The sequence below is a fragment of the Rheinheimera riviphila genome (assembly GCF_004005945.1).
GTDB classification, from domain to species: Bacteria; Pseudomonadota; Gammaproteobacteria; order Enterobacterales; family Alteromonadaceae; genus Pararheinheimera; species Pararheinheimera riviphila.
Map to the genome: position 1 here is coordinate 165,503 of NZ_SACS01000002.1, position 19,188 is coordinate 184,690.

Sequence of the window (19,188 nt, forward strand, 5' to 3'; positions counted from 1 at the left end):
GCAACTAAAGCCAGGATTTGGGTGAACGGAACCCAATCACATTACAAAAAAAACTCCGCATATAGCGGAGTTTTTATCACTCATTCTGAACCTACACTCAGTCCGTTGTGGCACAGCTTGCTGGACCACCGACATAGATTTTGTCATCTTCGACAGCTCTGCCAATCCCAAACGGGCTTGGCGGCGGTGCATTGCTTTCAGTCGTAGTCTCAGAACCAAGTATCTGAAGTAATACCTCACGGCTTGAAACATTCTCAGTGCCAGAGGCAATGCCTGATACTGTCATTTCAACAATTACCCATGTAGCATATTCACGTGGATACACTAAGTTAACTTGTGCAATACCATCGGCATCCGCCGTAACTGTTCTAGCAACGGTTGCAACATTACCAGGGGTTAGTTGCTTATCTAAGTTAAAATCTTCGCCAAAATCTAATACACCATCTCTATCAACATCTTCTGATAGGCACGTAATTGAATCAATGGACTCCCAGTTTACAAATGCACCAACTAAAGGTCGTTTCAAATGTCTGCCTTTACGGTATTTGGTCGATGTAATTGCGACATTCAGTTGCTGGTTAGGTATCGGATTTCCGGTTGCGTCTGTAACAATAATTGCATAGGGGACTGAATATAAATTCGGTTCAATTTTTGCAACTACATCACCACTACCAAAACGAAAGAATAAAGTTCTGCGACCGACAGCAACGCCGGTATCGCCTTTGACATTAGCATTCGAAACCAGTGTCGCGTTGACGCGTAAACCTTGTGGCAAGGTTGGTGTTCCAGAACCACCTGAATTTGCATCAGCTGTAAATTCTGTCGTTGCAACCCCTTGGGAGTTGGTGAGCCCTGTTGATGGACTTAACTGACCACCCGCAGAATTCGATAGCGAAAATGCCACTAACTGATTTTTGATTGGATTGTCTTTATCATCCCGCAACACTGCTTGCACTGTTGCTTTTTCACCTGCGCCTAACTGTGCCGGGAATACCTGGACTTCAATGCCTTTTGTCACACTTGGTGTCGTCGCAATGTACTCAACCAGTTTACTCGAGCTGATATTGGCGCCACTTGCCGTTGACGAAGCACCAATATTAGTAAAACCAGCAAAAGCAGATCGGACAAATACCTGCGCTACACCAGCATCATCTGTTGCTTTAGTCGCTACAACTTTATCCGCCAAAGTTTCCGCTGTCGGCGCAATTACCCCACGGGTCGTCGTGAACAGCACATCATTACCAACCAATGGAGAGTTATTGCGTAACCATTTTACAGAGACTGGCGCTGCAGTGTTTAGTGGAATTTCCTGCGTGGTGTTTGAGCCAGATGATTCAAATGCAAAAGCGTCCGGATCAATAGCCACACTGAATGTAGTTGTAACACCAAGTGCTGTTGCGGTTATTAGATCTGTACCACCGTTAACAGCAGTATATGTAACTACAGCTCTGCCCGTCGAAGGGTCTGTCACAGGAGAAGTAATGTTAAAATTATTCTTCAGGCTTGATGAGAGTTGTATTACGGTGTTTTGAATGCCTTTACCGGTTGAATCCAGCAATGAAATCGTGAACTGCCCACTTCCTGCCAAAACAACGGCGTTCGGACCAACGATACTGATGTTTGTTCCGACAACTTTAATATCGACCTGAGATGTTTTGTTTTCGCCACCGGCAGTTGCAGTGGTTTTAATTGTTCGCAGGTTAAAATTCGTTTTTGACGACAGATTGGCTTTTGCGACTCCATCATTGCCGGTCATTTCGGAAACAACTTCAAGTTCAGAATCATTGTCAGCCGAGAACTGTACCTTGACGTTTTTCATCAGGATATTGTTTCTGTCCCGAACCAATGCTGACAATTCGACGCGATCCGTACTGCCTGCGCCTAACTGTAACTTATCTGCATAAAGCAAAATTGACCCCACCGGAGTGGTATCAACGACGCCGCCATCACCTTTGGAACTAAACGCTTTTGTGCCACGGAACTGACTATCTTCAGACAATGCTGCAGTAATGACACCAGCACCACTTTTAGTACTTGCTACCAAACCAATTGTCGCCACACCACTGGCATTGGTTACCGCAGTTCCCGCATCATTGTTGAATGTCGCCAGACTTGGATTATCAATTGTAAATTGGATTAGTTTGCCAGACTGTGCAACACCTGAAGCCGAAGTAAGTGTCGCCTTGACCGTCAGAGGCGTATTTTTGCCCACTTCTGTTGCGGCGGAACCATCTGCGGCAAGTGTTTCAACTGAAATAACAAATGCGCCGCCAGCAGCACTATCCCCCGCCGAAGTAAAAGCGATTTTTACCGGCGTGCCACCATCGATGGAAGCTGAAATTTCACCGGCACCACTTTTGGTGCCTGCCAGCAAGCCAATTTCAGCAGTGCCGTCGGCAAGAGTCTGAGCAGTCCCTGCACCATTATTGAAGGAAGCGAGTGCGGTATCATTGATGGTAAAGGTGACCAGTTTATTGGCTGCTGAGCCGTTGGTCGCTTTGACAGTTGCTTTGAGTTTTAATGGGTTTGCTTTGCTGACCCCTGTTGAGGGAACACCGCTGGCATCAGTTAAGGCCAGACCAATACTATAACTGGGCGTTGTTGGAGTACCGCTTTCGCCTAATGTACCACCACCACCACAAGCGACTACTGCACTCATCAAAAACGCAACGAGAAGTTGCCGGATGTTTCGCATGAAAACTCTCCCTAGCTGATTCTTATATTTAGATTTTGTTAATTCTGCATCTTAGCTGAATAAATTCAAATTCGTCAGCGCTAAATTAACGATTTAGTACAAATTTTTCTTTTACCACAAAAACTGGTAGGCTAACCGCCTCTAATCCTTGTTATAACCTACTCGCCAGATGACTACAAATACAAAATACTCACTCACCAGCAAGATATTAATCGCGATGGCGCTCGGCATTTTAGTCGGTGCGTTTTTTAAATGGATCATTGGAAATGAAGCAGATAAAGAAATAGCTTTGCTTGGTTTCTCTTTTGGGGTCAAAGCATTTTTTGTCGACGGCATCTTTCATGTTGGCGGTCAGATTTTTGTCGCCAGCTTAAAAATGCTCGTTGTCCCTTTAGTCTTGGTTTCACTGGTCTGTGGCACCAGTTCATTAAAAGACATCAGCACCCTTGGCCGCATCGGCTCTAAAGCCATGGGGATGTTTATTCTGACTACGGCCATGGCGATTGCCCTGGCGATCTTTTTTGCGGTATTGGTCAGTCCGGGTTCCGGCGTCAATATGCAATTGGCGACAGCTTTTGATCCGGGTGAAGTTAAATCGGTGGCACAAGTCTTCATTGATATGTTCCCAAGTAACCCGATTGATGCAATGGCGAAAGGCGAAATGCTGCAAATTATTATTTTTGCTGTGCTTTTTGGTATTGCAATCACCATGAGCGGTGCTGCCGGGGAACGGATCCGTTTGTTCTTTGAAGACATGAACGTGATCGTGATGCAGCTGGTTGAGCTGGTGATGAAAGTTTCGCCTTACGGCGTGTTTTTCCTGATGGCAAAACTGTTTACCACTTTAGAACTGGCAGATATGGCCAATCTAGGTAAGTATTTTGGTGTGGTGTTATTTGTGCTGTTCTTCCACGGTGTGGTGGTTTATGGCTCATTTTTGTTCTTTGTCGGCCGTTTAAACCCAATTATCTTCTTCAGCAAAATGCGCGAAACGGCATTGTTTGCATTTAGTACATCCAGCAGCAATGCCACTGTCGCCAGCAATTTGGCCACAACCACCCACAAACTGGGTGTCGATAACAAGGTTGCTTCTTTTACCATCCCGCTTGGTGCCACCATTAATATGGACGGTACGGCCATTATGCAGGGTGTTGCGACGGTGTTTATTGCCCAAGTCTACAACATTGATTTAGATACCTCAGATTATCTGATGGTGGTATTGACGGCCACACTGGCGTCTATCGGTACTGCCGGTGTGCCTGGGGTTGGTTTGGTGATGCTGGCGATGGTGCTGGAACAAGTCGGACTGCCGGTGGAAGGTATTGCGCTGATCCTGGGTGTCGACCGTTTACTGGATATGACCAGAACTGCGGTGAATATTACCGGTGATGCGATGATTTCCTGCCTGGTGGCAAAACAGGAAAAATGTTTTGACGCCGAGGTGTATAACGACCCGAAGGCGGGCGAACACCTGTAAACCCACTGACTTAAAGCGTTGGATGTGCCCGGCAGATCCAACGCTTTTTTTATTGTGGTGCCTTTCGTCTGCAAAGCATAACAACCAGCAAGTACATAGACTTACCTCACTTTAACCACGCACCATTCTGCTCTTGCGGCTTACTATTTTCGGCTCACCACGTTCGGCAAAATCGCTGTTTCAAGTTAAATTGCAGGTTCAGCCCATTGGATCAACCAGGCTTTTTCCAGCAGACGACTGGTGGCAAACTTGCGCCTGGCAAAACCAATTCCGGTAAGATCACGAATAGCCACCAGCGCGATGCTGGCAGCCGGAAACAAAGTTCGCAACTCGGTTTCGAACACCGCAAAGGGCGGACCTTGTTTTTCTTGTTCGGGATATTCCAGACTAATCAGTAACATCGTCGCTGCAGGGAATAAAGTCTGCAATTGAGTGGCGTACTGCAATCGCATCGCCGCAGGTAACGCAATCATCGCTGCCCGATCATAAATCAGCTGGCAATGTTGGACTGCAATGGCGGGTAACTGAAAAAAGTCACCTTGCCACAATTGATACCTGGCGGCTTGCCATACCTGAAATGCCTCGGCAGCATGTTGCGTCGCTATCAGCCCTGACTCTGTGAAAAAGTCGCGACAAGCAATGGCTGACAGCTCAGCGCCAATCACCTGACAATGTTGCGCTAACCAGCGTAAATCCGGACTTTTTCCGCATAAAGGTACAAATATCCGATCAGCTACCGGCAAAACACAAAAATGCGCACGCAACAACGGATGTGCATCTTCGAGCTGGAACCCCAGTTGATCCTGTTGCCACACCTGATGCCAAAACTCTGCTTCCATCTTAGCGCCAAATAATCATACGTTGGGCTTGCTGCCATACGCTTTGCAGCATCGTCGCTGCTGATAAACCGACTTTTTCCGCCAGACCTTTTTTCAACTGATACTTCACTTGATACACCTGACGTTTCGGTAGCTGGGTCAGTAAATATTCATCACTGGTAGCAAGCTCATCCACCAATTTTAAGTCAAGAGCTTGATAACCAAACCAATGTTCACCAGTAGCGACTTGGTTGATATCCAACACCGCCCGATGTTTTTGCACAAAGTCTTTAAATAACAGATGGGTTTCTTCTAGTTCATGTTGAAACTTCTGCCGACCTTTGTCGGTATTTTCGCCAAACACCGTTACGGTGCGTTTAAATTCACCAGCGGTAAACTGCTCGACATCAACATGGTTCTTTTTCAATAACTTATGAAAGTTGGGTAACTGGGCAACCACGCCAATTGAACCCAAAATAGCAAAAGGCGCCGCGATAATTTTATCGGCGATACAGGCCATCATATAACCACCGCTGGCGGCGACTTTATCGACAGCGACGGTCAGCGGAATTTGATGCTGCTTGAGTCGGGCCAGTTGCGATGCGGCGAGGCCATAACCATGCACCACCCCACCACCACTTTCCAGCCGTACCAGCACCTCGTCGTCCTTTGTTGCAACGGCAATCAGCGCGGTCATTTCTTCGCGTAGTGCCGCAACTTCATGCGCATCCATACTGCCGTTAAAATCAACCACAAATAACTTAGGCAGGTTTTGCTCAGGCGTTTTTTGCTGTTTTTTCCACTGTTTAAAGGCTTTTTTATCCAGCATTTCCTGCTGTAAATCTTCAACCAAATCATGGTGTTCTTTTGACAAGTCATCAAAAGACAATTCACCCTTATGACTTTTTGGCTTCACAGCTGCCAGCACGATCATCGCGATAACGGCACCGATGGCGATGACTATAGTCAGCGCTTTGGCTAAAAACATTGCATATTCAATTAAGTAGTTCACATGGGATCCTTGAGTTTTCACGTCTTCAGGCATTGTAACGTTGTTTAATCAAATACAACATATTTCCGCACCCTACCATTTCAAAAGTCAGGCATGACTCATAATACAGACATAAAAAAACCCGGCGAACCGGGTTTTTAGTTTTAAATCAGTGATAAATCTGATTAAGGTTTGATCACCGCAGAGTTAAATACGGTTAAACCAGCACCGCTTGACAAGAAGAATGTAGCGGTCTGACGCTGCATTTCGGTCGTAGCGGCTATGCTCGATACCGGATACAGAATTGACGTGTGGTCACCTTCAGTAAAGCGGGTGATCGCAGCACGGGTGATTGCATAACTACCTGCTTTTGCAGGAATAGTAGCAACACCTAACAAGCGTGCTAAAGGTTCAGTACCCGCCAGTGGCATATTTACAGCCTGATTCGGGATCACCTGATCAGACTTGAAAGTACTGCCGTTGCCAACAACTTCCATCACATGCACCGGGGTATTTGACGCCACTAATGCAGCTGCATAGTTATTTGGATCACCGGCGTCCGTCACCGTTTGCGCGGCAAAAGCAAACTGAGTGATGGTGCCACTGATCGCAGCCAGCGTTGCCGTTTGGCCTTTAGCTGTTAAATCCGCCAGATAAGCATCCGCGAAAGTTGCTGCACAGCCAACATAAGTTGCTGGTGTCACACAAACGCCTTTGCCATCAACGAAGGTTTTGAAACCAGCAGCCAAAGTTGACGAGCCTAACATCACACTGGCTTTAATCAGACCACCAAACTGTGGCGATTCCAGCAGGAAGTTGGCCACAGCGCCGCCAGGCATTGCCAGCGAGGTTGATTTGATTTTATACAAAGCATCGGCTGTGGCATTGCCTGTGGTGGAGTTAGCCAGACCAACCATACTGGTACCGGTAATGGCACCCAGCGAATGACCAAGGAACTGGACGTTTTGCGTATTCAGTAAGCCAGGCACGTTGTTGAAGTTCATCCCCAACCGCAGGCCTAACATATCCGCAATACTTTGACGCAGGTTGTCACGCGTCACCAGCAAATCACCGAGGTTCATATAAACAGTGGCATTACCGGTAATAGGCGAGCCATTTTTCGAGCAGTTGGTGCCCGAAGCGTTGATTTCATCTTTACCATCGCCGTTTACGTCAAAACCACGGCTGCCATGTAACGGATGGTCAATCGCAATGGTGGCAAAACCTTGTGACGATAAAGTGCCGGTAACTGCCAGCATGTTTTCTTTACAAGAGGTAATACCGTGCTGCAGGATCACGACCGGCCAACCACCAGCTGGTTTTACCAGACCCAGCGCTTCATTTGGCACTGTCATTTGTACTGCCAATGACTTCATTGAATTGGCTTTTGGAATGACGTTAAATTTGGTCAAATGGCGTTGTTTATCAATACCATAATCGCGTAATGCGCCACCGCTTAACCCTTTACAAATGGCATTGTTCTGCATTTGTGCCGGGCTGGTGATCCCAGCTTCTAACGCTGTAACCTGAGCCGTGGATAAACCGGCTACCATCGCGCCACTGTCACAACGACCCACCCAACGGGTTGATAAAGCCGCCGAAGGAGCTTCAGCAGTTGAAGTGCCTAAATAATATGGCAGGGTGATGGTACCGGTATAAAGTTTTGCCGTTTTAAAGGCAAACTCTGGATCCGTTGGTGCCAGCACTTTGCCAGGGAACAACACATCAGAAACTAATAAACCGCTGTCGCTGACCAACACTGAAGGTGGCGTGTTGTTGTTCGAAGCGTTTGGTAGCATGAGCTGTTTAACTGTCGCCAACACATTGGTGGTTGATTGAGTCGTGACAGCAGCAGTATAAATAATGGTGTCTTTCGCAATGCTTTGGGTAGAAACAGCATTTTCAAAGCTATTGATGACACCTTGTAAGGCACGTTGTGTATCGCTACCCAATGGTAAAGTTGCTAAATCCTGCTTCACCAGTTCGTAAGTCGTTGAAGGTGCGACTGAACGCCCTTCTGAGTCTTTCAGATTATTGGTCAGTACTACTATATAAGTAGTGGCAGATTTCAGTGGTTTTAATGGGATCACGGCAACATTATTGCCAACTGCTTTGGTGATAAAATCCTGACCATAAGTCAGTTGTCCTACTGACTTACAGGCCACGCCACGTGGCACTGCACGACAGCTGGCGTCTGTTGAGGCTGGATCGCCCATCAGCACTTCAACAATTCGCACTGCATCTGGGCGCGAAACACTGGTTGCATCCAGGCTGACACCACCGGCAAAAGCTAATTCAATACTAAATGGGTTCTGAGTCGACCAACCGTCTAAAGCACCCAGCGCGGTTTGTGGATCTGCATAATTCGGCGCGGCTACCGCTTCGCCTGGCATGACTAAAGTGCCGTCGGTCGTACCCTGAAACAACAAATCGTTAGGTACTGACACTTTGCTCGCCGTCGGGTCGAACACTACCCGACTCATCGGTACTAAGACAGTGTCGTTGCTGACATTGTCATTTTTTAAATCTTGTAACGAGTCGCCACAACCCGCCAGTCCCAGCGCGCTCGCGACGGCCAGGCTAACTAATAACTTATTCATATGTTCTCCCCGTGTCCTGAATTTTTATTATTTTGCTAAAGCCCTCACTGAGCTTTAGTTTTTGAATTCCTGTTTCGTAAACTTCCAACAGCTACGACCAGTTAAAGTTAACCCAATCAGAAAAAATTCGCTAGGTCTAAACTAAATATCTCTTAAGAAAGGTGCAAAATCGCCGCGGAACGAGTATGCTGCGCCGGTTTTTCTGCAGGTTAGAGGTTGATTTATATGCAAGATTTTCAGCCCGAAGCTCAGGTTCTGGCCAATAAAACGATACTGGTCACCGGTGCCGGCGATGGCATCGGTAAAGAAGCTGCGCTGACATTCGCCCGATATGGCGCCACGGTCATTCTACTGGGTAAAACCACCGCCAAACTGGAAGCTGTTTATGATGCCATCATGGCCAACGGCGGCCCGGAACCGGCGATAGTGCCACTCGATTTAAACGGCGCCACCAAAAAACACTACCATGATATGGCGAACACTATTAAAGCAGAGTTCGGCAAGCTTGATGGTGTCTTGCACAATGCCGGGATGCTCGGTGTATTAACACCTTTTGAACACATTGATTTAGAAACCTGGCAAAAAATAATGCAGGTGAATCTGACATCGGCGATGCTGATGACGCAGGCACTGTTACCGGTGATGGCGTTAGCCCCACAGGCGTCACTGGTGTTTACGTCCTCAGGCGTTGGCCGGCGTGGCCGGGCTTATTGGGGCCCTTATTCCGTATCAAAATTCGGCACGGAAGGCATGATGCAGCTGATCGCTGATGAGTATGAACACAGCACCATCAGAACCAACTGTATTAACCCAGGCGCCACCAGAACCAAGATGCGCAGTGCCGCTTATCCTGGCGAGAATCAGCTGAGTTTAAAAACGCCGGCCGATCTAATGCCGCTTTATCTCTATCTGATGGCTGATGCCAGTATTGGTGTTAATGGCCAATCACTGGACGCTCAACCTAAATAATCCGTAGTCCGAGACCAAGACGATTCAAGGCTGCGGATGGTTTTGATACGGATGATAGCGAGAAAAAAACCGGCATTTCGCCGGTTTTTTATTGTTTAAGTCGTTAAAGTTAAAAATTAACGCTTAACCAGGATCTCTTCGCCATGTTGCTGTGCCCAGTCATTCCAAATATCAACTTTTTGATTGAAATTGACTAACGCTTGTTTACCTGCATCTTCTAATAATGCATCGACTTGTTTCAGATATTTCTTCTCAACTTTTGAAAAAGGCACCACATCGATACCGCGATCGTTCAGGCCTTTTTTCATGGTATGTGTTTTTAATAATTGCAGACTGCCGCCTTCGACATAAAAGAACTGGCTGTCTTTATTAATAGTCTTAAACTTTGGCTTGACCGGACGTTTGGAATCATGTGATTCAATGTCATCGACAGCTACTGCAACCGTCAAACCATCTGAATTCTGTTTGTAGCCAAGTTGCTCCAACGTAAAACCCTGCGCTTTGGCAAACTCACGAACTTTATCTAAAGCGACTGATTCATTCTGACGCTCTTCCATCACCGAAGTCAGTACATCCATTACTTCCTGTAACTTTAAAACAGACAATTCCTTTGCTGCTTTTTTCAATTCACGTTTATCAAGTAATAAAGACATGGTTCACTCCAGATTATTATTCAGCTAACAGTAGCAATATCATAGCGCTAAAACAATCTGAAATAAACCAACCATTTTCATATTAAATTGTTTTATTGTGTAACATCCAACAGCAGCCGCGTTTTTGTTGCACCTTTGCGACTTTTAGCTGGTCGGTGCTGAGTTCTGGCCGAATTTCAGGTATCTTAGCTTGGTCTGTAACTCTGGAGCTGGTATGCGTTCATTAAAACATCTGTTTGAAAACAACAAAGCCTGGGCTGATCGGATCGAACTGGAAGCGCCTGGTTTTTTCAAAAAACTGTCAGAGCAGCAAGCGCCGGAATATCTGTGGATTGGTTGTTCCGATAGTCGGGTTCCCGCCAATGACATCGTCGGCCTGTTGCCGGGTGAGCTGTTTGTCCATCGAAATGTGGCGAATCTGGTATTGCATTCGGACATCAACTGCCTATCCGTACTGCAATACGCCATTGATGTGTTAAAAATCAAACATATTATCGTCTGCGGTCACTACGGCTGTGGCGGTATTAACGCCGCGATGAACAAACAAAAGGTTGGTTTTGTCGATAACTGGTTGCGTAACATTAAAGACGTCTACGCCATGCACCGTGACGAAATTGAATCCATTAGCAACGAGCAGGACCGTCTGAACCGTTTGTGCGAGCTGAACGTGATTGAGCAAGTGCGTAATGTGTGTCACACCAGCTTTGTACAAGAAGCCTGGGAGCGCGAACAACCGTTAACCGTCCATGGCTGGGTGTACAGTTTACGCAATGGCCGGGTGAAAGACTTACGGGTCAGTCATTCCAGCACTGCGACCATCGACAATATCTATACCCTTGATTTAACTGACTTAACCGATGAAGTCAGCAGCGAAAAATAACTGCTAAACATCATCATTGAAAACGAACCTGACCGTCCTTGGTTGGGTGATACACCGCAGTATGGCCGGGAACCCACTTGCCATGCTGCAGATATTCCGAACTCACTGCCAGACTCTCTGCTGCCAGCACACTTTTCGAACGCACCGCTGTGATGCCGTTGGCATTATTCTCAACCTGCTCCTCGGCGGTCAGCACCTTGGTTTTAACGTCAAAACTCATCACGCCATGGGTGTAGAATCCAGCGGTGGTGAAGTAATAATAGGCCAGACTTTTTTTCTTTTTATCCCAAAAAATCATGGTTTCGCCACCGTAAGCGCCATCATTGATCGAATGGATGGTCTTAATCGCCTGACCATTTAAAGCGCGTTGCCAGAATGCGCGGTCAGTCTGTTTTTTGCCATTTTGCTCACCCATATCCGCTTGCCAGACGATACCGAGAAGAGGTCTGAAAAACTCCAGCTCTGGCGCCAGCTGTTGTTGCACGCTTGCCGGGGTTGCTGCGACCGGATCCGCGACAACGGCAGGTACAAACAACTGCACGGCCAAGGCGCATGACAATAAGACTTTGATAGATTGGCGCATATTAAGGTTCCTTCTGTTCTAGCTGATAAAAATCCAGCATTTGCTGTTCGACTTGTTGCGAGAAGGTTTTCATCTGAATGGCATATTGTTCTAAAAAACGGTCTTCATCGGTTTCGGCCTGCCAGGACGGTACTGCAGCAGTTTTACCCGCTTCGTCCAAAGCCACAAAAGTGATAATACAGTGATTGGTTTCCGGCAGTTCCTGCGCCTGAGTATCACCGGAGCGAACCTGAATGAAAATATGCATGCTGGAATTGCCGGTATGGACGACCTTGGCTTCAAGTTCCACCAGGTGTCCCACCAGAATCGGCCGGCGGAAGCGGATAGTACCGACTGACACCGTTACACAATACAAACCACTCCAACGCGCGGCACAGGCGTATGCGGCTTGATCTATCCATTTCATCACCATGCCGCCATGTACTTTGCCGCCAAAATTGACATGGGTTGGCTCAGCCAGAAATCGGAATTCAATTGCTCTTTTGTGTAACATCGTGACTCCTTGCACATTCGAATGAAACCCAACGACCGACATTCTGGCTCAACACATCAATTATAAAATGACTGTTTTATTACCGTGGACAAAAACCCGGTCATGGATCACGAGTTCCAGCGCCTTGCTCAGCACATTTTTCTCAACATCTCGCCCCGATTTCGCCATATCATCAGCACTGTAATTGTGGTCAACATTGGTGACCATTTGTTTAATAATTGGACCTTCATCTAAATCATCGGTCACGAAATGCGCCGTCGCGCCAATGATTTTCACGCCACGTTTAAAGGCCTGGTGATATGGATTCGCACCAATAAAAGCTGGCAAAAAACTGTGGTGAATATTGATAATTTTATTGGGATAGCGGGCGACAAATTCCGGCGTCAAAATACGCATAAACTTGGCTAATACCAGATAATCGGGTTGATAAGGTGATATCGCTTCCACCAGCAAAGCTTCATGTTGATGGCGGTTTAAATCCTGATGGCTGACAAAATGAAATGGAATGCCAAACTTGGTGGCTAATTCGCCTAAATCAGGATGATTGCCAATAATAGCGGCGATATCGAGCTGCAACGAGCCGTCATACACTTTAATTAAAATGTCGCCGATACAATGTGCTTCTTTTGTCACTAAAATGACTACTTTTTTGTTGGCTTTGCCGACTAATTGCCGCACGCTACCATCAGGAAGTGCCCGGTCTAAATCCAGCAATAAAGTGTGATCATTAAAAATACCTTCCAGCTGGGTCCGCATATAAAACTGGCCACTGAGCGGGTCAACATATTCAGTATTGCGGATAATATTCAGCTGATGCTTGTAACAAATATTGGTAATTTGCGCGATGAGTCCCTTCGAGTCCGGGCATTCAATGAGTAAAGTTTTTTGTTCCATAATAAACCTGAGTGATAAGTAGATGAGCGAAATTGCAAGAATGCTTCCACTTTAGACGGCCATCCATCTGATAGCAAGCGTGGCAAAAGCTTGTTGTTTGCCGGATGCACCGCCATAATGCGACTTTAGCTGTATTGCCCAAAATCATTAAAGATAAATGGTTATTAGCCGCTCCAGACTTTGAGTACCGGATGAATCAGTTCGAATTTACCGCCGTTGGCGTGATTGAATCGCCTTATAAACAAAAATTTGCCATTCCCCGTCAGCCTGGGCTGATTACCGAAGCGCGCGGCCAGCTTGTGCTTAGTCCGCCGTTTGCCGATGATGCGATTGTGCGTGGCATCGACAGTTTCAGTCATTTATGGCTGGTGTTTGTGTTTCACGAAACCGCCGACAAAGGCTGGTCACCGCTGGTGCGTCCGCCCCGCCTTGGTGGCAACGAAAAAAAAGGTGTATTTGCCACCCGTGCCACGTTCAGGCCCAACCCGATAGGTTTGTCGGTGGTGAAACTGGATGGTGTCGAGCGTCGCGGTGAGCAGCTGGTTTTGAAATTAAGTGGTATTGATTTACTTGATGGTACGCCGGTGCTCGATATCAAGCCTTATCTGCCTTACGCCGATGCGCTGCCAAACGCCGCCAGCGGCTTCGCCGATGCAGCTCCCCAGACCGATATGACGGTCAGCATGAGCGAACAGGCGATAGAATTTTGTCGCAAACAGCACGCACTACCCGACTTACAGATTTTTATCGAAAAAGTACTGAAACAAGATCCGCGACCGCCGTATAAAAAGCAGCGTCAAGACACGCAAAGTTATGGCATGAATTTGTATAACTTTAATATTAAATGGACAGTGGATGGAGATCATAATCATGTTACGGAAATCCGAATTCAGCAACAAGACGACGCCCAAATGGCTTAAGGCAAATGCGCCGAGCCGGACTTGGGCAAACGCAGTGCTCCCGGCTGTGACCACCTTATTGCTGAGCGTCGCAGCGACCGCCGCCACCTTGCCACCGCTGCCAGAACCCGTCAGCAATCAGCTGGTGTTACAAACCACGGTTCGCGGCAAAGGTTATCTGGTCAGTTTTGCCGGACTAGGCGCTGAAAAAACTGCAGCTTCCAGCCACAATAAAGCCTGGCAACTGACCGAAGGCAACGCCATGTGGCAACCGGTTGCAGCCGTCCCCAATCAGGCGCGAAAGTCTGGCCGCTTAGCAGCGACTGGCCTGGCCATGGCGAACAATTTCTTTATCTTCAGCGGTTACAGCGTGGCTGCAGATGGCGTGGAAACGACGCTGACCGATAGTTACCGGTTTAGCCCTATTACCCAAACCTACACCAAATTGCCCGAGATGCCGGTGCCAGTGGACGACAGTCTGGCGGTCAGCTATCAGGATCGGTACATTTATCTAATCAGCGGCTGGCACAATGATGGCAACGTTAATTTAGTGCAGGTGTTTGATAATTTCAGCCAGAAATGGCAGCAAGCGACGCCGTTTCCAGGCACACCGGTGTTTGGTCTGGCCGGCGCTGCAGTTGGCAATCAGCTGCTGGTGTGTGATGGCGTCAAATTAAATTATGCCGCTGGCAAACGCAGTTATGCCATGGAAAACCAATGTTACCTTGGTACTGTTGATGCTAAATCAGCGCTGAAAATTAACTGGCAACCGATTGCCCATCATGGTCAAGCTGCACGCTATCGCCAGTCGGCGGTTGCAGTTACTGTCAATAACGAGCCGATGATTGCAATGATCGGTGGCAGCGAAAACCCGTATAACTTCAATGGGATTGGTTACAACGGCACGGCATCCGAACCAAGCGCGGCAGTCTATGTTTATGCACTGAAGCAACAAAAATGGCTAAAAGCGGAACCAACGACGGCCGTGATGGATTTACGCAGCTTAGTCAGTATCAACGGCGAGATTTATAGCGTCGGTGGCATGGTTGCCGGGCAAAATGTCACGCCGCAGCTGATAAAACATCAGATTAAACTTCTGCCCGAGTAAAGGCCTTGTTAGAATAAGGTCATTGGCACCATCAAATTTTATGCCCAACATCATTGGGCTTCATCAGACACAGTGGAAAGGTTATGCGCACCAGTCAGTATTTAGTCTCTACCTTAAAAGAAACCCCGGCCGATGCCGAAATTATCAGCCATCAACTGATGCTGCGCGCCGGCATGATCCGCCGCGAAGCGTCCGGCATGTACACCTGGTTGCCGACCGGCCTGCGGGTCTTGCGCAAAGTTGAGAACATTGTCCGCGACGAAATGAATAAAGCCGGCGCCTTAGAAGTGCTGATGCCGATGGTGCAACCGGCTGAACTGTGGCAGGAATCGGGTCGTTGGGAACAAATGGACGCTGAGCTGCTGCGCTTTAAAGACCGTCACCAGCGTGATTTTGTACTTGGCCCAACCCACGAAGAAGTCATCACTGATTTAGTTCGCAAAGAAATCAGCAGCTACAAACAGCTGCCAATTAACTTATACCAAATTCAGACCAAATTCCGTGATGAGCGCCGGCCGCGGTTTGGCGTGATGCGCGCGCGTGAATTTTTAATGAAAGATGCTTATTCCTTCCATTTAAGTCAGGACAGTTTAGAGCAGACTTATCAGGCGATGTATCAGGCTTACAGCAACATTTTCACCCGTCTGGGCCTGGATTTTCGCCCAGTGCTGGCCGACACCGGCGCCATTGGAGGTGCCGTTTCTCACGAATTCCACGTGCTGGCCGCTTCCGGTGAAGACGCCATTGTATTCTCTGACCAAAGTGATTACGCCGCCAATATTGAAAAAGCCGATGCGCTGCCGCCTGCAGTTGCCCGCCCTGCCGCAACAGCAGCTGTTGCTGAAGTGGCCACGCCAAATGCCAAAACCATTGCTGAAGTGTCGACGCTGCTGAATATCGACGCCACCCAAATTATCAAAACCTTGCTGGTGCATGCGGTCAAAGCCAATGCTAAATCCGATGATAAAGCACCACAGGGCCTGGTCGCGCTGGTGCTGCGTGGCGATCACGAACTCAATGAAATCAAAGCCGACAAACATCCGCTGCTGGCATCGCCACTGACGTTTGCCACTGAAGCAGAAATTCTGGCGGCCACTGGCGCTAGTGCAGGCTCAATTGGCCCGGTTGGTTTAACCATCCCGGTGATTGTCGACCATTCAGCTGCAGTACTGGCCAATTTTGTCACCGGCGCCAATAAAGACGGCTTCCATCTGACCGGTGTCAACTTCGACCGCGACATTCAAAACTATCAGACTGCTGATTTGCGTAATGTAGTCGAAGGCGACCCAAGCCCATGTGGCAAAGGCAAGTTAGTCGTAAAACGCGGTATTGAAGTTGGTCATATTTTCCAGCTCGGCGAAAAATATGCCGCTGCGATGAAAGCCGGTGTGCTGAATGAAGAAGGCAAGCACCAGATCATGACCATGGGTTGTTATGGCGTGGGTGTGTCGCGGATTGTAGCGGCAGCCATTGAACAAAATCATGACCAATACGGCATCAGTTGGCCGGATGCAATTGCGCCGTTCCAGGTGGCGATTGTGCCAATGAATATGCATAAGTCGGTACGGATTCAGGAAGCTGCCGAGCAGCTTTATAAAGAGCTGACCGCTGCCGGTTTTGAAGTGCTGTTTGACGATCGCAAAGAGCGCCCTGGTGTGATGTTTGCAGATATGGAACTGGTCGGCGTGCCACACCATATTATTATCGGTGAGCGGAATCTGGACGAGCGGAAGGTCGAATATAAAAACCGTCGCACTGGTGAAAAAACCGTGCTGGATCTGGATGCGGTGGTGGCTGAACTGCAACAAAAGCTGAAGTAACAAACTAGCAATAGGCAATCATAGCCTGAGTGCACAAGCCCGAAATCATCTGATGTGAGATCGGGCTTTTTATTGCCAACGTAGCCGTTATCACAAAGAGCAAAGTGAGAATCATCATGTTGTATTGGAATAGTCAGTCGCTGCCTGAACTCAAAGGCCTGAATTTTCGCGAGCGGATGGCCGTGATCCGCCGCGCCAGCGATTTATTGCCGGTGCCAAAAAAGTTACTGCTGAATGTATTAAAGCTACTGGTATTGATCCCACCTTTTATGGCGATTGCCCGCGCCGCGACCATTCCGGAAGCGTTATTGTGGGCTGTGCTGCTAGTGCTGGTGTATCCACTCCTGACCCGACCATTAACGTTTTTGTTGGTCGCACCTTTGCTGCGCCAGGCGCGGCAGCAACTACAGCTTAACGAAGCAAACGTTGCGGATTGAGCCACAAATTCGGCGCACTACCGCTGACGCGGTGAGTGTCGCCCTACTTTTTGAACAACACATTGCCAAAAAAAAGCCGGCAATTTCCAGCCGGCTTTTTCATGACTAACACCAAGGTGTTACTTCACGCCATGCATCAGTTTGTTGATCAATGGCGAAATCAGCAGCAGCACAATACCTGCGCCTAGCAGCAGATAGAAGCTGAAGCTAAAACCGGCCAGCGCTGATTCAATCGTCATCCCGGTTTCCCCGGAAATTTCACCTGCCAGTAAACCTGACAGATTGTTACCGGTTGCGACCGATAAGAACCAACCACCCATCGCCAGACCCACCACGCGCGCCGGAGCCAGCTTGGTTACCATCGACAGACCAATCGGCGACAAGCACAGCTCACCAATCGATTGCAGCACATAACAAGCCACCAGCGGCCACAGCGGAATTAAACCATCCCCAGTCACCAAATTAGTCAGTGCATACATCAGCACCACAAAACCAAGCGCATTGCCGAGTAAGCCCAGACCAAATTTAAACGGGATACTTGGCTCTTTTTTCTTGCTTGCCGTCAGATACCAGATGAAACTCAGCACCGGGGCAAAGGCTAAAATCGCCAGCGAGTTGATGCTCTGGAACCAGCCTGTCGGGAAGATAAAGCTACCATCACCAAACATATCGCGATTGACCAGATTCTGCGCCAGGAAGTTAAACGAACTACCGGCCTGTTCGAAGAACATCCAGAAGGTGACGTTAAAACCAAACAGCACTAACAGGGCAATCACCCGATCCAGCTGCACGCGGCCGGTTTTTTTCGCTTCAGCCAGCAGATAAACCGCTACCGCAATAAACAACAGACCTAATAACCAAGCCAGTGCCTGCGCACCCACAAAAGCCATCAGCGCATAAACCGCCGGAATAGCCACCACGATACCAATGATGGTTTTCAGCATGTTGTTACCAGCAGGTGGATCTTCCGGCAGTAAACCGGTGCCCTTGAGCTGTGCACGACCAATAAAGAACCAGATGGTGCTGATCAACATCCCGATACCGGCCGCGCCAAACACCACTTTATAATTCTGATGTTGTGGCGTACCGAAAATTTCTGAGGCCAGATAACCCGTGGCTAATGGCGCCAGGAAACCACCTAAGTTGATACCCATGTAAAAAATGGTAAAACCACGGTCACGACGGTCGTCATTCTGTGCATACAGCTTACCAACCAGCGACGATATATTCGGCTTAAACAGACCATTACCGACAATCACCGTCGACAGACCCAGTAAAAACAGCTGCTGATTTGGCAGCATAATCATAAAGAGGCCAAGCGACATCACCACCGCGCCAAGCAAAATCGACTTTTGATAGCCGATGATCCGATCCGCGACATAACCACCAAAAATCGCAGTGGCATAGACCAGTGCTAAATAAGCACCGTAAGTGCGGCTGGCATAACCTTCGCCACCAGCATCACCGTTAAAAAATTGCGCAACAATATATAAAGTTAAGGCCCAGCGAATACCGTAGAACGCAAAACGTTCCCAGAACTCGGCCATAAACAACATCCATAGCGGTTTTGGATGGCCCCATAAGGTATCAAATTCTGGCTGGATAGCAGTGGCAGTTGTTGAACTCTGACTCATCGGATCGCTCCTTTGCAGGGTGTCAGGCACAACATTGCCACCAGCGTGAGGGCGCTGATCTTCGTAGGCATGCTGGTATTTCCTGTTTCTAATAATTATCTGTAAGTTGAGGGTATTTGTTTTTGACAGCCGTTTATACCGCACCGACCGCCAAATGAAAAGGGGCAGTCCGGATGGATGCCCCTTTTTGCCGAATAATCCATCGGATTTAGCTTGTTATTCAAACGTTCCAGCTAT

At 48.0% G+C, this 19,188-nt stretch carries 16 protein-coding genes; 7 read left to right on the forward strand and 9 right to left on the reverse strand.

Features of this window, described 5'->3' with window-relative positions; translation table 11 throughout:
* Positions 1-97: 97 nt before the first annotated feature.
* Positions 98-2,695, reverse strand: coding sequence for an Ig-like domain-containing protein (locus tag EOE67_RS03140; protein WP_127697592.1), 2,598 nt, complete (start codon positions 2,693-2,695; stop codon positions 98-100).
* A gap of 217 nt (positions 2,696-2,912) precedes the next feature.
* Between EOE67_RS03140 and EOE67_RS03145 the strand changes: the two genes are divergently transcribed.
* A complete protein-coding gene (locus EOE67_RS03145) occupies positions 2,913-4,172 on the forward strand; it encodes a dicarboxylate/amino acid:cation symporter (RefSeq protein ID WP_240652699.1) in 1,260 nt (419 codons plus the stop codon).
* Between the two features lie 185 nt (positions 4,173-4,357).
* Here EOE67_RS03145 and EOE67_RS03150 read toward each other — a convergent pair whose 3' ends face one another.
* The 3 genes from EOE67_RS03150 to EOE67_RS03160 all read right to left on the reverse strand — a co-directional run bounded on the left by EOE67_RS03150 (position 4,358) and on the right by EOE67_RS03160 (position 8,581).
* Complete coding sequence (locus EOE67_RS03150) at positions 4,358-5,011, reverse strand: class I SAM-dependent methyltransferase (protein WP_127697594.1); 654 nt, start codon at positions 5,009-5,011, stop codon at positions 4,358-4,360.
* Position 5,012: 1 nt separating this feature from the next.
* Positions 5,013-6,002 carry a protease SohB gene (sohB, locus tag EOE67_RS03155; RefSeq protein WP_127697595.1) on the reverse strand — a complete coding sequence of 330 codons (990 nt, stop codon included), beginning with the start codon at positions 6,000-6,002 and terminating at the stop codon, positions 5,013-5,015.
* A gap of 164 nt (positions 6,003-6,166) precedes the next feature.
* Positions 6,167-8,581 carry a VolA/Pla-1 family phospholipase gene (locus EOE67_RS03160; protein WP_127697596.1) on the reverse strand — a complete coding sequence of 805 codons (2,415 nt, stop codon included), beginning with the start codon at positions 8,579-8,581 and terminating at the stop codon, positions 6,167-6,169.
* A gap of 225 nt (positions 8,582-8,806) precedes the next feature.
* Here EOE67_RS03160 and EOE67_RS03165 point away from each other — a divergent pair, with 225 nt between their 5' ends.
* Positions 8,807-9,550, forward strand: a complete 744-nt coding sequence (locus EOE67_RS03165; protein WP_127697597.1) for a YciK family oxidoreductase — start codon at positions 8,807-8,809, stop codon at positions 9,548-9,550.
* A 116-nt stretch (positions 9,551-9,666) separates the two neighbouring features.
* On the opposite strand, the gene EOE67_RS03170 is transcribed toward EOE67_RS03165, so the two are convergent.
* Positions 9,667-10,203, reverse strand: coding sequence for an H-NS family histone-like protein (locus tag EOE67_RS03170; RefSeq protein ID WP_127697598.1), 537 nt, complete (start codon positions 10,201-10,203; stop codon positions 9,667-9,669).
* A 214-nt stretch (positions 10,204-10,417) separates the two neighbouring features.
* On the opposite strand from EOE67_RS03170, the gene can reads away from it, so the two are divergent.
* On the forward strand, positions 10,418-11,083 hold the full coding sequence (can, locus tag EOE67_RS03175) for a carbonate dehydratase (protein ID WP_127697599.1): 666 nt from the start codon (positions 10,418-10,420) through the stop codon (positions 11,081-11,083).
* Between the two features lie 13 nt (positions 11,084-11,096).
* On the opposite strand, the gene EOE67_RS03180 is transcribed toward can, so the two are convergent.
* The 3 genes from EOE67_RS03180 to purU are packed head-to-tail and all read right to left on the reverse strand — an operon-like array spanning position 11,097 to position 13,053.
* A complete protein-coding gene (locus EOE67_RS03180; protein ID WP_127697600.1) occupies positions 11,097-11,666 on the reverse strand; it encodes a hypothetical protein in 570 nt (189 codons plus the stop codon).
* A 1-nt stretch (position 11,667) separates the two neighbouring features.
* The gene (locus EOE67_RS03185) at positions 11,668-12,159 is read right to left on the reverse strand and encodes an acyl-CoA thioesterase (RefSeq protein ID WP_127697601.1); all 492 of its coding nucleotides are present in this window, start codon (positions 12,157-12,159) and stop codon (positions 11,668-11,670) included.
* A gap of 60 nt (positions 12,160-12,219) precedes the next feature.
* Positions 12,220-13,053 carry a formyltetrahydrofolate deformylase gene (purU, locus tag EOE67_RS03190; RefSeq protein WP_127697602.1) on the reverse strand — a complete coding sequence of 278 codons (834 nt, stop codon included), beginning with the start codon at positions 13,051-13,053 and terminating at the stop codon, positions 12,220-12,222.
* A 104-nt stretch (positions 13,054-13,157) separates the two neighbouring features.
* Here purU and tsaA point away from each other — a divergent pair, with 104 nt between their 5' ends.
* The 4 genes from tsaA (at position 13,158) to EOE67_RS03210 (ending at position 17,317) form a co-directional block, all read left to right on the forward strand.
* Entirely contained in the window at positions 13,158-13,973 is an 816-nt protein-coding gene (gene tsaA / locus EOE67_RS03195; protein WP_420849752.1) for a tRNA (N6-threonylcarbamoyladenosine(37)-N6)-methyltransferase TrmO, read from the forward strand.
* A gap of 34 nt (positions 13,974-14,007) precedes the next feature.
* Positions 14,008-15,060 (forward strand): Kelch repeat-containing protein, encoded by a 1,053-nt coding sequence (locus EOE67_RS03200; protein WP_127697603.1) that lies wholly within the window; start codon positions 14,008-14,010, stop codon positions 15,058-15,060.
* Between the two features lie 83 nt (positions 15,061-15,143).
* Positions 15,144-16,880 carry a proline--tRNA ligase gene (locus tag EOE67_RS03205; protein WP_127697604.1) on the forward strand — a complete coding sequence of 579 codons (1,737 nt, stop codon included), beginning with the start codon at positions 15,144-15,146 and terminating at the stop codon, positions 16,878-16,880.
* A 116-nt stretch (positions 16,881-16,996) separates the two neighbouring features.
* Complete coding sequence (locus EOE67_RS03210; protein WP_127697605.1) at positions 16,997-17,317, forward strand: DUF6170 family protein; 321 nt, start codon at positions 16,997-16,999, stop codon at positions 17,315-17,317.
* A gap of 119 nt (positions 17,318-17,436) precedes the next feature.
* Here EOE67_RS03210 and EOE67_RS03215 read toward each other — a convergent pair whose 3' ends face one another.
* On the reverse strand, positions 17,437-18,951 hold the full coding sequence (locus EOE67_RS03215; RefSeq protein ID WP_127697606.1) for a peptide MFS transporter: 1,515 nt from the start codon (positions 18,949-18,951) through the stop codon (positions 17,437-17,439).
* Positions 18,952-19,188: the final 237 nt, after the last annotated feature.